The sequence below is a fragment of the Sphingobacterium sp. 2149 genome, from assembly GCF_031455655.1.
Classification (GTDB): Bacteria; Bacteroidota; Bacteroidia; order Sphingobacteriales; family Sphingobacteriaceae; genus Sphingobacterium.
Genome location: NZ_JAVDTD010000001.1, coordinates 242,646 through 258,662 on the forward strand (window position 1 = coordinate 242,646; position 16,017 = coordinate 258,662).

The 16,017-nt window shown below is 39.4% G+C and carries 11 protein-coding genes; 7 read left to right on the forward strand and 4 right to left on the reverse strand.

Features of this window, described 5'->3' with window-relative positions:
- Positions 1-118: 118 nt before the first annotated feature.
- The 6 genes from J2X77_RS01005 (at position 119) to J2X77_RS01030 (ending at position 5,482) form a co-directional block, all read left to right on the forward strand.
- Positions 119-961 carry a hypothetical protein gene (locus J2X77_RS01005; RefSeq protein ID WP_310078542.1) on the forward strand — a complete coding sequence of 281 codons (843 nt, stop codon included), beginning with the start codon at positions 119-121 and terminating at the stop codon, positions 959-961.
- Between the two features lie 232 nt (positions 962-1,193).
- On the forward strand, positions 1,194-2,141 hold the full coding sequence (gene bla / locus J2X77_RS01010; RefSeq protein WP_310078543.1) for a class A beta-lactamase, subclass A2: 948 nt from the start codon (positions 1,194-1,196) through the stop codon (positions 2,139-2,141).
- 87 nt (positions 2,142-2,228) lie between these two features.
- Positions 2,229-2,819: a cyclic nucleotide-binding domain-containing protein gene (locus J2X77_RS01015; RefSeq protein WP_310078544.1), complete on the forward strand. Its 591-nt coding sequence runs from the start codon at positions 2,229-2,231 to the stop codon at positions 2,817-2,819.
- 78 nt (positions 2,820-2,897) lie between these two features.
- Positions 2,898-3,296 (forward strand): response regulator, encoded by a 399-nt coding sequence (locus tag J2X77_RS01020; protein ID WP_310078545.1) that lies wholly within the window; start codon positions 2,898-2,900, stop codon positions 3,294-3,296.
- Positions 3,297-3,438: 142 nt separating this feature from the next.
- A complete protein-coding gene (locus tag J2X77_RS01025) occupies positions 3,439-4,173 on the forward strand; it encodes a hypothetical protein (protein ID WP_310078546.1) in 735 nt (244 codons plus the stop codon).
- A 259-nt stretch (positions 4,174-4,432) separates the two neighbouring features.
- The gene (locus J2X77_RS01030; protein WP_293880737.1) at positions 4,433-5,482 is read left to right on the forward strand and encodes an AI-2E family transporter; all 1,050 of its coding nucleotides are present in this window, start codon (positions 4,433-4,435) and stop codon (positions 5,480-5,482) included.
- Positions 5,483-5,618: 136 nt separating this feature from the next.
- Here J2X77_RS01030 and J2X77_RS01035 read toward each other — a convergent pair whose 3' ends face one another.
- Genes J2X77_RS01035 through J2X77_RS01045 form a run of 3 tightly spaced genes read right to left on the reverse strand, consistent with a single transcriptional unit; the run spans position 5,619 to position 12,303 of the window.
- Positions 5,619-7,670: a family 16 glycosylhydrolase gene (locus tag J2X77_RS01035; RefSeq protein ID WP_310078547.1), complete on the reverse strand. Its 2,052-nt coding sequence runs from the start codon at positions 7,668-7,670 to the stop codon at positions 5,619-5,621.
- The gene (locus J2X77_RS01040) at positions 7,671-9,221 is read right to left on the reverse strand and encodes a RagB/SusD family nutrient uptake outer membrane protein (protein WP_310078548.1); all 1,551 of its coding nucleotides are present in this window, start codon (positions 9,219-9,221) and stop codon (positions 7,671-7,673) included.
- Positions 9,222-9,246: 25 nt separating this feature from the next.
- Positions 9,247-12,303, reverse strand: a complete 3,057-nt coding sequence (locus J2X77_RS01045; protein WP_310078549.1) for a TonB-dependent receptor — start codon at positions 12,301-12,303, stop codon at positions 9,247-9,249.
- A 178-nt stretch (positions 12,304-12,481) separates the two neighbouring features.
- Here J2X77_RS01045 and J2X77_RS01050 point away from each other — a divergent pair, with 178 nt between their 5' ends.
- On the forward strand, positions 12,482-15,385 hold the full coding sequence (locus J2X77_RS01050) for a triple tyrosine motif-containing protein (protein WP_310078550.1): 2,904 nt from the start codon (positions 12,482-12,484) through the stop codon (positions 15,383-15,385).
- A 344-nt stretch (positions 15,386-15,729) separates the two neighbouring features.
- On the opposite strand, the gene J2X77_RS01055 is transcribed toward J2X77_RS01050, so the two are convergent.
- The gene (locus tag J2X77_RS01055; RefSeq protein WP_310078551.1) at positions 15,730-15,993 is read right to left on the reverse strand and encodes a hypothetical protein; all 264 of its coding nucleotides are present in this window, start codon (positions 15,991-15,993) and stop codon (positions 15,730-15,732) included.
- Between the last annotated feature and the right edge of the window lie 24 nt (positions 15,994-16,017).

A 16,017-nucleotide genomic window follows, 5' to 3' on the forward strand; every position in this document is an offset into this window, starting at 1 on the left:
CAGGATTTCAGGGAGATGAGCTACTGCATATAGCAACCGGAAACTACCAAATATGGTATGGCAATACGTACATGACTTTCCAGCTTTGCATATGTTTGATAGACTTTACCTGACGCAATTGGATGATCTTACTTTCACTGAAGTAGTATCTGGTCTTTTTTTAGATATCAACCCGATTACATCTATCATGCTACTTCCTACATTTATTTTCATTTTAGGAGGTCAAAAAATGAAACATCATTACCGGCCCTTAGCGACTTCAATTTTATTTTCTGTTCTATTTTTAGCGTATTCTAAAGGCAAAGCCTATTACTTTTTCCCGATTGTTCTAACATTATTGCCATTTGTGGGTGTTTTTTTTGAGCGTATCATTATGCCCCAAAGAAGGTGGTTGTTATATCCATTAGGTTTTATTTTATTATTAGGAACTATGTTGATTCCTTTTGGTCTACCCATTTATTCTTATGCCCACTATATAGATACTATTCACAAATACCTTCCTAAAAACGTGAAAAATGGTAAGGAGGTTCTTCCTATGCAAGAATACATTACAAAGCAAAAGTGGGAAAGTACTATGCAGGAGTTACGATCTGTTTATGACAGTTTGCCTGCAAATGAACAGTCGAACTGTCTCATTTGGGGTAAACATTATTCTCAGGCTGGCGCTATCGAGCTGATGAAGAGTACATACAGGCTTCCGAATGCCTTTTGCTACCATGGTAGTTTCTACAGTTGGGCACCATTTGGACAAATGCCAAAAACTGTAATAGCCATTTGTTACAACGATACCAGCGAAGAGTTTTTTTATTCTTTTTTTGAAGAAATCATTCCTGTGAAAAAGTTATATAGTCCATATGCCAGTAACGAAGGATGGGTGCTACAGACGATTTATATGTGCAAAAAACCTAAACAAAACTTTGACAAATTGAAAGATCTTTTTGCAACGAGAATATTTGAATAAGCAAACCTATAGATAGGGATGTTATATTTTTTCCAACAATCATTTGTTGATAAATTTAAATCCTCTTTAATTTTCAAAACCGTATTGTCACAATCTCAAATAGCGATGGCCATTCTGCTATTTCTGATTATGATCACGTCACTGTTATTTTCTTATCCCAAAATAACACTAGAAAATTTTTTTTTATTTAAATTTAGCTGAATCAAGGTAAGACAACTAATAATCTCGGGCAATGCATACTTCGTATCTACACCTTTTAACATCTAAAAAGGATATTAAGTGTTATTTTTTTATAGCTATTTTTCTTTTATGTACTAATTTGAATCAGCTTTTTGCGCAGAAAACAACTGCTCTATTAAAAGAGAAAATTGAACGAATAATTTCAACGAAGGATATGAGGGTAGGAGTTTCAATTTTAGCAAATGATGGTCAGGATAGCATTTCAATAAACGCTGAAGAGCATTATCCTTTACAAAGTGTTTTTAAACTGCATATTGCTCTCGCAGTGCTCTCAGAAGTAGACAAAGGTAAGTTGTCATTAAACAAAAAGATAAAAGTTACTGAAAGGGAACTTCTCCCTGACTTTTGGAGCCCGCTTAGAGACGAACATCCAAAAGGGGGTGATTTTACGATTAAGAAACTAATCCAATATTCTGTTTCTCAAAGTGATAATGTGGCTTGTGATGTGCTAATTCGCTTGTTAGGCAAACCGAAGACAGTGGAGGACTATTTCAAGAAAAACCATATTATTGATAATTTTGAAATTAACTATACCGAAGAGGATATGCAGTCTAAATGGGAAAATATGTTTCAAAATTGGACAACAGCTAACGCTGCAAGTGAGCTTTTGATGAAATTCTATGCCAATGGAAATAATCTACTATCCCAACATAGTTATGATTTTGTTTGGAAAACTCTGAGAGAAACAAATACTGGTGAAGACAGGCTAAAGGGAGCTTTACCAAAAGGAACGGTAGTAGCACACAAGACAGGATATTCTGGCAAAAACAGCGAAGGAATTACGGCCGCTTTTAATGATATCGGAATAGTGTTTCTCCCTAATGGTAAGTATTTTATTATCAGTGTTTTTGTGGCGGATTCTAAAGAGAGCAATGAAGTTAATGCACAAATGATTTCAGCTATATCAAAGGCGACTTGGGATTTCTATTTGGAGAAATAAATTGGAGTGTACGAAATTAATGTTAGATTAAACCTGTTTTTCGGAGAATGATTAGGAGATAGATGGATGTTATTCTAGTGCAAAGAAATGAAAAAATCAGCTGTAAACCAATATGTTATCGATAAATTTTCTCATTTTAATTTGAATGAAGAGGAACTTTTTGAACTTAACAAGATTTTAATCTTTAAAAGATTTCGTCGAAAAGAAATTATTCTTTCATATGGCGAACGCGTCACTACAATCGCTTTAATTATTGAGGGCGCTGTATATTCAAGTATCCTACAGCCGGATGGTACCACCCGTATTACCAGTTTGCATTATCCTTCATCTCTGGGAGAAATAATTTTTAATTTTGAAGATTACCTTCAAGACCGACCATCTAAGAAAGATTATCGGGTACAGGATGACTGTTTGCTATTGATGCTGGATATTCCAGCAGTTAAACGTCTGTATGAGCAATTTCCAAGATTTTATCAATTGGAACTAGTGATTATTCAACCAAATTTCGTCACGGCACTGAAAAATATCGAGATTCTACAATCAAAAAATGCAGCAGATAAAATAAAACTATTAAAATTTCATGCGCCCGAAGTATTTAAATTATTTCCTTATGGTCATATCGCATCATATCTTGGAATACATCGGAATACGTTCAACAATGTTATATCAATTTTATAACCATTATACGATAAAATGCACAATTTTGTGCATTTTTTTAACGCTATTGTGATGTTAATTTGCTTCATGATTTGTAAAATGACTGAAAACAGTATTGGTATCGCAGTGGCAGATGATTCGCCAATTCATAGAAAGCTCATTTCTATTATTTTAAAAAGGGATCCACGTTTCCATCTTCATGGCGTTTTTAACAATGGGAGCGATTTAATTTTGGCAATCGATCAAATGGATCTCAAGCCTAGTGTATATTTTCTTGATATTTTGATGCCTATTAAGAACGGACCTCAAACTTCTATTTTACTGAAAGAGCTGAATCCGAACGCTTTAATTTTTGGATACACTAGCCTGTTTTGCAGTCCAATGGTGGACCAGATGTATTATAATGGTGCGAAGAAGATATACCAAAAAGGGGAAAAATCTCTTCAGTTAATTTTCGATGAAATATACGAATGCTGTATCTTAGAGTTGGCAGAATGATACCTTCCTTACGGCAGTATCAATATATAAAAAAATACGATCATTATAATTAGATTAGAAAGAAGTATTCGCCGATTGGTTGTGTCCTACCAGATTATGTAACCGTCGAAGACGGGGAGGCTGAAATTAAATTTTGCAAAAAATGAATGTTGTTAAATATGTAAAGGTTTATATGAATTTAATGGATCCAAAAGCGTATATTCTTAACTTGACGAATGGGGCAGACCAAAATAATAGGGGTGGTTTCAATAAAAGCTTTTATCGTTTCATTGCATTTATTTTGATGTTAGTACCTTTAAATTTATTTTCTCAAAATATTGTTAGCAGAAAAAAATACACTTATCAGATTAGAGAAGAGATTGGGGATTTAAATAATGACGGTAAAATGGATAAAATTACCGTTAATATGGATACAACTGATGATTCACAACCGTTGAGATTACAAATATTTCTATCTAAAAATCATGGGAAGTTAACCTTAGCATTAACTTCAGATCAAGCTATTGAACCGCAATATCCAGTCGAAAACCAAAGAAAGTACAATGGTTTTCAAGTGCCCGATTTTATTATTGAAAAAGGAATTTTAAAAATGTGGCAAGAAATTAAAGGTGGAAATATAACCTATCACTTCAAATACAATAGAGGTAATTTCGAATTGATTTATGTTGAAAAACTTACTAGTGATATCGCCAAAAGCTATTTTGACGAAAACACGATCTTTACTGAAACTAAATTTGATCTCATACGTGGAATAAGAACCGAAACAGATGAGCACTTTGGATCAGGCAAAGTACTTAGTATACGAAAGAAGACAGTTTTGATAAGGCCTTTGCCAAGATTGCAGGATTTCAAATTTTCCGATAAGAATCGATATTGAGGATTGCTCGTTATTTCCCAAATAATTCGACATGTGGAGTGGTTTTTCTTTTGTTTTAGCCGTGATCAGGTAGTTGCATGTTATTTTAAGATATACTGTAAATAATCGAAACTTTTGTATGAAGGCCAGCGTTACATTAAGTAGCATTGAAATATTGATCATTGAAATATTACATATTCGAATAATCCAAGCGATTATTACAATGTCAATGTTACAAATTTAAAAGCAAAGCAAAATTAATTTTAGAAATTCAAAAAAATTGGAAAATAAAGATCCTTTACCACAGATAAACCATCGATTTGTGTCAAGAGTATGGATAGCCGCAGGCATCATATCGTTTATAGTCGTCGCCCTCCTGCTATCTTGGAAAGCCAATCAGGTGTTCTTGTATACTTTAGCTGGTGCCATCATTGCAATATACTTTCATGGATTTGCAGGTTTAATCGCCCGAAAAACAAAGATATCCCCAAAATGGTCACTTCCACTTTCTATCATTTTGTCGATCAGCTTTTTATTTGGAACTTTTTTTCTAATTGGAGCCCGCGTTACAGGTGAGGTGGTTCAGTTTACCAAAGAAGTTCCTAGCCTAGTTGAAGATGCTAAAAACTTCATCGAAGGCAATAGTAACATAAAACTGATTTATGAAAAAATAGCTTCTTCTAAAATAGTTGAGAAAGCTTCACTATTATTGGGTGGATTTTTTAATAGTACAGTCGGCGTTTTTGGAGATATCTATATCGTACTATTTATTGGAATTTTTTTCACGGCGGCTCCCGACCAATATAAGACTGGCATTGTAAAGCTTCTTCCAGCCGATATGCGTTTACAAGGTAATAATTTGATAGAAAAAATTGTAAAAAATCTCAGGTCTTGGTTAAAGGGAATGCTATTCTCAATGTTCGTTGTGTTTGTACTTACGAGCATTGGACTTGCTATTCTGGGTATAGATTTGTGGCTAGTATTAGCTCTTATTGCAGGGCTATTAAGTTTCATTCCCAACTTTGGTCCGATTATATCGATTATTCCAGCAGCTCTTGTTGCCCTTTCAAAATCCCCATCTACTGCTTTGTGGGTGATTGTGCTTTATTGTTTTGTTCAGCTGGTAGAGAGCAATTTTATTACACCCTTGGTGCAACAGGAATTGATCAAAACGCCCCCCGCGTTAATTATCATTTCGCAAGTATTTGTAGGGATCTGGCTTGGAGCCTGGGGGGTTATACTTGCTACACCAATTTTGGTCATTGTTATGGTGTTGGTACAAGAACTTTATATTAAAAAGCAGGATCAAAAGCAGTCACTTTCTAAATAATATTAAGTCCGTCTCTGCATACTTACAACAGTACTATCGCTATCGATTAACTTCGGTATTCAGCAAGGTACGGGAGCAAAAAAAATCGCTCGTTAAGCTGAGGCGACGAGCGATTTGAGATTAAGATTGGAGAGTTTTAATCCAATAGACCATATACACGGACATAGTCTATTTCGAACGTTGCGGGGAATATTGTATCATCTACACCCTCTTTGCCGCCCCAGTTTCCGCCGACAGCGAGGTTAAGTAACCAATGGAACTTTTGGTCAAAAGGCCATTCTTTGAAGCTCCTATTTTGATTGACAAAGTGAAAGATCTCTTGTCCGTCAATGAAACCTTTTATATATGTCGGTGTCCAGTCTACACGATAGCTGTGAAATTCTTCAGAAACACCAGACACCTTTTTTTTACTCGTTTTCTGTGTGTTTATGCTATGATTATAAGCTTGGGTATGCACCGATATATGCACCATATCCTGATCGTATCCGACATGTTCAAGTATATCTATTTCGCCCGATTTAGGCCAATTACCATATTTCATATCAGTAGGAAGCATCCAGATCGCTGGCCAGGTACCAATCCCTCTTGGCAATTTTGCACGCGCCTCAAATCTGCCATACTTGAAGTCTCCTTTATTCTTGCTGGTCAGCCGTGTAGAGGTATAGGGGGCGTCCTTTTTATTTCCTTTTCTCGCCATAATCTTAAGGACACCGTTTTCCACGATGGAATTTGATGCTGAAGCCTCCATGTAATACTGCTGTTCATTGTTGCCCCAGCCGTTGTACAAAGAACCGACATCATAAGACCATTTGGTTTTATCTGGCAATCCTGAGTAATTAAATTCATCAGCCCATATTGGTGTTGGCGAAAAATGATAGGTTATCTCATTTGCTTTACCTGAATTTGACTTGACAAAAAAGGGGATGTTGGCGGTCGCTACCTTGTTATTTCCATCGTTTGCATAGACGAAGAGCCGATAGGCGCCTTCTAGAGAAGGAGCCGTCAAGAGTGTCCTGTCAACTGCATTATTTTGTATAAAGCCACTTAATCCCTGCGGACGTTCTTCACGGTCGCCACCTTCTTTAAGGTCTGTGCTTTCTTTGAGAAGCTCCCAACGTATCTGTAATTTATCGCCGTCGGGATCATGTACAAAGGCTTCTATAGGGTAGGATTTACCGGATTCAAGGTAGATAAAATCTTTTGCATGCCTATGATTCAATAATAGAGAGTCTAACTGCGGGGCCCGATTACGGGGCCATTGGGCCGACCAAAGGTACTGCATAACATCGACAACCTCATTTTCCTCACCTTGCTCTGTGAATAATCCATACCATGTTGGTGTACGTTCCTGTTTTTGTCCCCACAAAAAGACATAAGAGCCCAGACAGTTTTTATCTTGTCCGATAGCGGCTTCGTATCGGCTTTTGTAAACTTTCGCTTTTTCGTGGCTGGTCTCTTCAATCGGAGCTCCCCAAGGTGTTTGCAGGCCTTCCCAATGGCCTGTAGGTCCCCATTCTGTCACAATATAGGGTTTATTCCATCCCGTCTTTTTTAATTGCTCAGGAACAGCGGCAAGGCCACCATATACTTGTACAGCAATCAGGTCCAGTGCTGGGCACCTGGTTTTGATATAATCAATTTCCTTTTGATTCACACCGGCCAGCATGGTAGTAACCAGATGATTGGGATCTAATTCATGGATCATCTCGGCGATCGAATTGACCGCATCCCATACTTTTGGGTTACTGTAATGTAGGTTGAGCTCGTTGCCGATTCCCCATGTTAGCAATGCCGGATGATCCTTATATTTCAGGATAATTGCGCGAACATATTCTTTTTGTTTGGCAACAGCTGCGGGATTATTGTAATCGAAGCCATGGCGTTCTGTTTTCACATCAAGCCCTAAGGTTACCGTAAGGCCCAGCGTTTGTGCTTTATTTAGGATTTCATCAGCTTGCTGGGGTGTCCATGTGCGTATGGAGTTGCCTCCATACGCTTTTAATTTTTCCAGATTGCTTGTTCCGCCTGCTCCTTTAATGAAGTACGGCTGTCCATTACGCATTATTGTAAAACCATTGTCAACTTTAACGATTGTCGATTTAACGGGTTTGTCTTGCTTTCCCAATCCATAGGAAAGGAAAAGTACGTTTAACAATATGAATATTAGTAGTCTTGCTGCTGTCATCATCTATCGAAAGTTAGGGTTTGCATCTATCTGAGTTTGCGGAATAGGTATGTACTCACTGACACCAGGGGTGAATTTTGCGCCGAAGACTTCTTTGGCACGCTCGGTACGGACTAGGTCATTAAAACGCTCGCCCCACCATTCGCAGGCAAATTCAGCTCGACGTTCATCCAAGATCTGATTTAAATTTACATTTGTAATCGGTGCTAGTTTTGCGCGTTCACGAATCAAACGAAAAGGCTCATCTCCATTTTGTCCCTTCCTGACCTTCGCTTCGGCATTTAATAAAAGAACATCCGCATAACGCAATATACGTACATTATTGTTTGCTCCATATTCCATTCGGCCTGCTGTCATCTGCGATTTTGGGAGATAGGCTTTACCATTGAAATATTTTACGCCAAAAGGATTGCCATAAACGACATCGCCACTTGGAGTTAACGATGTAGTCGCCGGATTGCCATCTACGCCACAATATAAAATTGTTGTTTTTAAGCGTTCCGTTTCACCTCTATTGGTTAAGAAATCAACGATGTTTTGCGAAGGTGGTACCCAGCCTGCTCCGGAGATTGGGCTTCCTTTTTGATCCCCAGAAGGGCCCTGCCATTTAAAAAAGGTACCCCAATCGACGCCCGGACGAACAATATCTCCGGTCCCTAAGCCGAAATCAGAGTATTGCAGCTCAAAGATAGACTCGTTTGACAATTTTCCGGGTATTTTAAAGAGCTCGTAGTAATTTGGGTATAGCGAAAAGCGACCGCTCGCAATAATTTTGTTTGTTGCATCCAGAACATCATTCCAGTGAGCACTACCGTTATCATTCCCGGCCAAATCAGCAGCTGCCTTCGCTTTCAAAAGAAGTGCAGAATATTTAGTTACCGCCCCAATGTGCTTCGATTGATTTGGACGAGCATCTTCAAGATCTTCCGAGCAGGCATTCATTTCATCAATGATAAACTGACGTACTTCTGCTACCGTACTTTTTTGGATCGTAGCCAAACGGCCAATGTTATCGCTGTCAATAAGGATAGGTACATTGCCAAACAGGCGTGAAACCATCAGGTGAGCATATGCTCTTAAAAACCTGACTTCGGCTTTGTACTGTCTATTCAGTTTTATATCCGCCGCATTGGAAACTGGAATTTTTTCAGCAAAATTATCCAATTCGATCAAAGCATTGTTTGCGGCAATGACGAGACTGTAATAACTGATCCAGGATTGATTTATTCCCCAGTAAGATTGAATAGTAACATCATTTTGAAAGTTTTTGATGCCCATTAATTCGGGATTATCATTTGGATTCGGTGCGGCCTGCTGGTAGTCGTCATCGCGCATACAGCGAATGGAAAGATCAATCCAATGGACTAGGTTATCGTCGGAAGCCGAACGATATACACCAGATACGGGGCCGTACATTAAGGCGGTGTTGCTATAGTCGATCTCTTCCGATCGCTGCTGGTTTTCTAAGGGTTTGTCCAAAAATTTATTACAGCTAGATAGGCTAGAAGAAAGACCTAAACAGCTTGCAATCAGGATATATTGAAAAGTTTTCATGCAGTTTGAATTAAAAGGTTAATAATTAGAACGATACTTTGACACCCAAACTATAAGAAGAAGCGATCGGATACACATTGGCGTCAAATCCCATTCCAGCTATTTCGGGTGTAAAACCATTATATTTTGTAAATATAAAAGGGCGGTCGGCAGTAGCGAACACACGCGCGGGTATTTTATTGAGTTCAAAATTATAACCCAATTGTATATTTTGTATCCGTAGGTATGCTCCACTTTCCACAAAAAATGAACTTGCCTGAAGATTCCAAGGGGCAACGGATCCTTTGGCAGATGGGTGCGTATTACTGCTTCCTTCTGCGGTCCAGAGGTTTTCCACGAATGCGGCGTCGACATTCATCTGATTGTATTTTCGGCGCATTGCACGATTAAGATTATGGATCTTGTTGCCGGCTACACCTTGAAAGGCGATGCTCAGATCAAACTTTTTATAATCAAATGCCAGGTTAAATCCGTAGGCTATCGTAGGAAGATAATTGCCGAGGTTTACCCGATCCTTTTCATCAAGCTCACCATTATTGTTCTGATCCTTATATTGAAGATATCCAGGTAAAATTGGTGTGTTTGGATTCTGTTGGTTGTATCTTTTTGCTATGGGATCTGCATCAATTTGGGCTTGATTTTGATAGACATCGGCTACTTCATAGCCGTAGAAAAAGTTTATGGGTTGATTCAATTCTATACGTGCAGGGAATTCAGCAGACCATTCTGGATAACCATTCATTATGTTTTCTAGTCCACCGAGATTCGTAACTCTGTTTTTTAGGGTAGTCAGGTTTCCGCCGATCGCATAGCTCAATTCACCAATTTTGTCTTTCCATTGCAGACCAATTTCCCAACCACTGTTTGTCACACTTCCCCAATTGCCATATACACGATCCCACGAAAAGGGGATAGGTCGGCTAAAAGCAAGGTCATGTGTAGTGCGGTGATAATAATCTACCGCGCCAGTCAAACGATTATTCAGCAAGGCAAAGTCAATTCCGCCATCCCATTCTTCAACAACTTCCCAGCGTACTTGAGTGAAAAAACGGCCGACACGATATCCTGGTACGCGCGTTCCGTTGGTAGTCCCTTCGCTTCCAAATATACCAGAGTAGTTATTGCCTGAGTAAACTGTGGCATAGCCCGCATTAGGCTGAATACCATCGTTTCCCAATTTACCCCAGCTTCCGCGCAATTTCAGCTGGTTGAAAAGCTTTTGATTTTCCATAAACTTTTCCTTGGTCAATACCCAGCCTAGGCCCACCGATGGAAAATAGCCCCATTTTGTTTGGTATTTTGAGCTGCCGTCTGCACGGAATGTTGCTGTCAGCAAATATTTGTTGTCATAATCGTAGGTACCTCTGGTAAAATAGGATATTCCGGCATTTCGGAATCCATTTTCTCCATATCCTGTGGCCGAACCCGTACCTTGCGCATCTACGCCTACATACCAAAACTCCTCCGATTCTGGCACGTCATTGGCTTGTACCCAAGTTTCCCGCCAGCGTTCCTCACGTGATGATTGCCCGAGCAACAATGACCAGTGATGTTTACCCGCCTGATCTTTATACGTTAGGAGATTGTCCAAAATATAATTGGTGTTGCGTGCTTGTGCTGAACGTAAAAAGGAGCGGTCATTGCGCTGATCATTGTCAATGTAGTAAACAGGATTATAGTTTATAGTATGTGTGGATTGATACCTCTGGCTCAGCTGCGAACGAAAAGTGATCTTGTCCTTCCATAATGTTGCTTCGAGATAAATCGTCGGAAGAATCTGGAAGCCCTTTGTTTGATTCGTATTATAAAAAGCTGTCGCTACCGGATTGTTATACCAAAATCCGGATTGCATTCCGATGGCGGTACTTGATCCAAATTTTTCTGGTTTGGCCAATTCCAATGAGGGGTCATAAACAGGGTAGAGTGGCGATGCGAAATAGGCTTGTCTAAAAGCTGCATTATTAGGCGAGTAGGTCCTGAAGTTATTGATGTGTGCGCTAAAACCCGCTTTCAGCCAATCTGTTACTTTGGCATCTGCCTGCAAGCGGAGATTGTATTTTTGATTCATATTGCTGGCATCCATGATGCCCTCTTGTTTGACATAATTGAGTCCCATGGAATAGGTGATTTTATCAGACCCACCCATAATGTCCAGGTTATGATTGGTGATCAGCGCCTTAGAGCGCAGGAGCTCTTTGAACCAATCCGTATCCATCGCCGGGTTGGTCGCTGTCCCGCCATATTTTTCCACCGAACTTTTTACGAAGGCCTCATTGCCAATGGCTGTTGCATATTCCGCATATTGCTTTGCATTAGCCATTTTCAAAACATGTGTCGGTGCTTGGAAACCAGCGAAGCCATTATATGTAACTTTTCCTTTCATATTTAAGCTTCCTTTTTTTGTGGTCACCAAAATGACACCATTTGCGGCACGGACTCCATAGATTGCTGCACCAGAAGCATCTTTTAAAACCGAAATGTCGGCAATATCATTTGGATTGAGGAAATCAATATTGTCCATGAACATGCCATCCACCACATATAAAGGACTTTCATTATTAAAAGAGCCAACGCCACGTACACGAACAGAGGGAGAAGATCCGGGCGCGCCCGAACTTACGATTTGCACACCAGCAACAGCGCCTTGTAGTGCATCCATTGGGTTTGAAACAGTACGCTTGGCCATTTCTTCCATATTTACCGTTCCTATGGGCGCTGTTAGGTCGCCCTTTCGTTGGGTACCGTAGCCTACAACTACAACTTCATCCAGGTTAAAGTCGCTGTTGTTTTGCATGAGCTGAATCGTTAAGATATCTCCATTTATGGGTACTGTCTTCGCCTCATATCCTAATGATGAGATAATGAGGTATTTGACGTTTGTAGGAATAGCGAGTGAAAATTCCCCATTTTCATTGCTGCTTGTCCCGATCGTTGCATTTCCTTGCACAGTAATGCTGGCCGAGATAGGAGAACCTTTTTCGTTTGTAATCCGTCCAGTCACTGTTTTAGTCTGTGCACTTACTATATTGGATAGGCAAGAGAACAGTACAGTACTGGCAATAATACTGATATTATTTTTCATGTGTAATGAATTGAAATTTAGGAATTGTTTATAATTATCAAGAATCAAAATTAGGCTTAAGCAGCTTATTGCCGAATTTTAGAGGTACAACAACACTACTTCATGTTGGTTTTTTCGGCTGCAATTCAATATATTTGGGGTACGTCAAGTTTACGTCAGCCAATTGAAGGGAATTATTATGAGGTGTTTTGCCATTCTGTTTTTTATACTATTTTCTATTTTTTCAAACACGCTATCTGCACAGGAGTTACTTGGCTTACCTTTGGTTTATAATTATGGTAAATCGGTCTATCAGGGGGGAAGTCGCACCTGGGATATAAAACAAGATAGCCATGGCATCATGTACTTTGGTAACAGTGAAGGGCTACTAACCTTTGATGGACGATATTGGAAAACATTTTCCCTCCCCAATCATACCAATATCCGTTCTGTCTGGATTGATGATGAGGATCGAATTTATGTTGGCGGACAGGGTGATTTTGGCTATTTTGAGCGTTCGCCGCAATTTGGACTCGTTTATCATTCCTTACACGATCTCGTTCCAGAAGGATATCGGAATTTTGCAGATATCTGGAATACGGTTGGCGTAGGGCAATCTGTTTTTTTTCGCGGTACCAATGCGATATTTGAACTGAAGGGACAAAAGATTCAAGTACATCCGGCGGCGGCTGAGTGGTATTATATGGGGCAGTCGGACGGCATACTTTATGCGCAGGATAAAAGCAATGGTTTGCTGGAGTTTCGCGATAATAAATGGAATCCCTACATAAAAGACTTACCGTTTAAAGATGTGAAGATCGCATCCATGCTCTCCCTTGGCAAGGGGCGTTTGTTGCTGTCTACTTTAAATAACGAAACTTACAGCTTACAGAACCGGAAGCTGACAATACTGCGTACCCAGGGGGGCGACGGCAGCTATACACCGTCCATAGGGAAAATAGATGACTCAACCTTCGTCGTCGGTAATGCCAAAGAAGGTTGCCAGATCCGTAGCCTCAATGGCAAAACAATTCAAAAGATTGGTGTCAGGGAAGGATTGCAAAATAAAAATGTCACTTCCGTATTTGTGGACAGACAGAAGAATATCTGGGTGGGTACAGACAATGTCATCTCTGTGATTAGCTATGGAAGTGCCATTCGCTATCTCCGGCCCAATATGGAGAATGATGTGACGGGATATTCTACACTTCTCTTCAATAATAGACTTTACCTTTCCTCCTCGAATGGAGTTTATTATGCTGGAATAAAAGAAGGATTGACCGATCAAAGCCGTTCACCAGCTTTTTTTTCCCTTCTTCCGGGCAGCGATGGTGGCGAAGCATGGCGCCTTGAACAACTTAATGGTCAATTATTACTTGGACACAACAAAGGTTTATTCCAGATTACGGATCATTCCCTAAAGCCAGTTCGGCAGGGGATAGGAACTTGGAAGTTGCTTCCGCTTAGTATGGTTTATCCGGTAAAAGAAAGTTTAATAGGAACCTATAATGGCCTCGAGTTGCTTGATTTTAATCAAGGCTTATTCTCGATAAAAGGCCCGCTGGATGGACCTTCTGACTCTTTCCGATTTCTCGAACAAGATGAAAAAGGGACCATATGGGCATCTCATCCCTATCGGGGTATTTACCGGATTACGCTTTCGGACGATAAGAAATCGTATCAGGCCAAACTCTGCAATCATAAAGACGGGCTACCTGCCGATTATCAGAATTACGTATTTAAAATAAAAAATCAGGTTGTATTTGCGACGGAGAAAGGGCTTTATCGCTACGATTATAAGATAAATCGCTTTTTGCCTGCAGAACAGTTCGTAGCGTTTAAAGACTTGACCATACGTTATCTAAAAGATGACCAGGAAGGAAATGTCTGGTTTTGTACAAGGAAAATGGTTGGGGTAGGGCGATTTGATTCCAAGCTTCGAACCTATCATCTTATTAATTTTCCTGAGATAGAAGGGATGAACACCACAGGATTTGAACATATTTATGCTATTGATCAACACAATATATATATAGGAGCAGAGAAAGGGGCAATTCATATCAATTATGATAAGTATTTGAAACATAGTGTAAGACCTGTAGCGATGTTATCTCAAACTATTGCAACAGGAAAAAGGGATAGTCTTATTTATGCAGGTTTTTTTTCAAATACCTTTGAGTCAAAGGAGCAGCCAGTCAATGCTAAAAAAGGCAACGTCCTAAGGTTACCTTCCATTTTTAACTCTTTCCGATTCAGCTTTTCCTCACCAAGTTATGGGATAAATCAGCATCTTGAATTCAGTTATAAATTATTGGGTTATGATGACGAATGGTCTTCATGGAGCCCGCAGTCTGAAAAGGCCTATACCAATCTGTCGGATGGACAGTATACATTCCTTGTGAGAGTAAGGAATAATTTAAACCAGCAATCCGATGTGGCCGAATACCGATTTATCGTTTTACCCCCATGGTATAAGACCCTATTGGCCAAAATGGTATATTTTCTATTGGCTATACTCGCTGTGTTCGGCTTGATTCATCTGCGTAAGATAGAGAGACACAAACAGCAGCTGAAACATGAGCAACAGTTAGCGCAACTCCGTTATATCCATCAGCTGGAAATCGAGAAAAATGAGAAAGAAATCGTGAAGTTGAATAACGAGAAATTAGCACATGAAGTGATGTCCAAAACGAAAGAACTAGCGAGTACTAGCATGCAGTTGCTTGAAAATTCGGGTGCATTAATCAAAGTTAAGGATGAAATCGCAAAGCTTGATACTGGCGATCACGGAGACTCTAATTTGAAACGTATTCACATGTTATTGAAGGATATTGAAAAGAATAGCGCAAACTGGAACCAATTTGCGAGTCATTTTGATGAGCTCAATGATGGATTTTTAAACAATTTGAAAGCAAAGCATCCAGCATTATCTCGAAATGATCTCAAAGTATGCGCGTATTTAAAATTACATTTTACATCCAAACAGATTGCTCAGCTGCAGAATATTACCGTTAGGGGAGTAGAAATTCACCGTTATAGACTGCGCAAAAAATTGCAGATCGAAACAGAATTATCTTTAAATGAGTATTTAAATACAATTTAATTTGAGACATTATCTATTCCAAAGCGCGATTATATCTTAATAATCGATACGTATCTGTCTTGTTGTCTTTATCAACTTCAAGTGTGGTGGCAAAATTAGGAAGGAAAGTTACGGTATCAACTGAATGTAACAATGAAAAATGAATTACAACATCAAGTAGTAAAACCTAACAGCCCATTAACGGAATTTGTTGAAAGTTTTTACTTTTGGAAATGAACAATCCATCATTGTAAGTGCAAAGGGAGAGGGCAGTTTAACATTTTATACCGGTTGCAAAGTGTCCGAAAATTGAGTGCAGGACAGCGGTATTGAATTTAATGACAAAAAACAGGTTTTTGTGTGGTTTAAGGTTGCTTTCGCATCGTAGCGTGAGCAATGGCAAGAACTCTTTTCAGGTAATACCATTTGGTGTATCCCGTGTCCACAATTTCATTTTCCATTGCACCAGACTTGGCCGACATTACCTCACTTGACAATGCTTGGCGATGCAGCACATTGCATGCCACCATATGCCGGTGAGTGAGTAAACCAGGCAATGCAGGACGCTTTTGAGTTAGCAGAAAATTTAACAAGCGATAACTTTCCGGACATTCAAACTGCCATCGCACATTATGAAAAAAAATGCAGGCAAG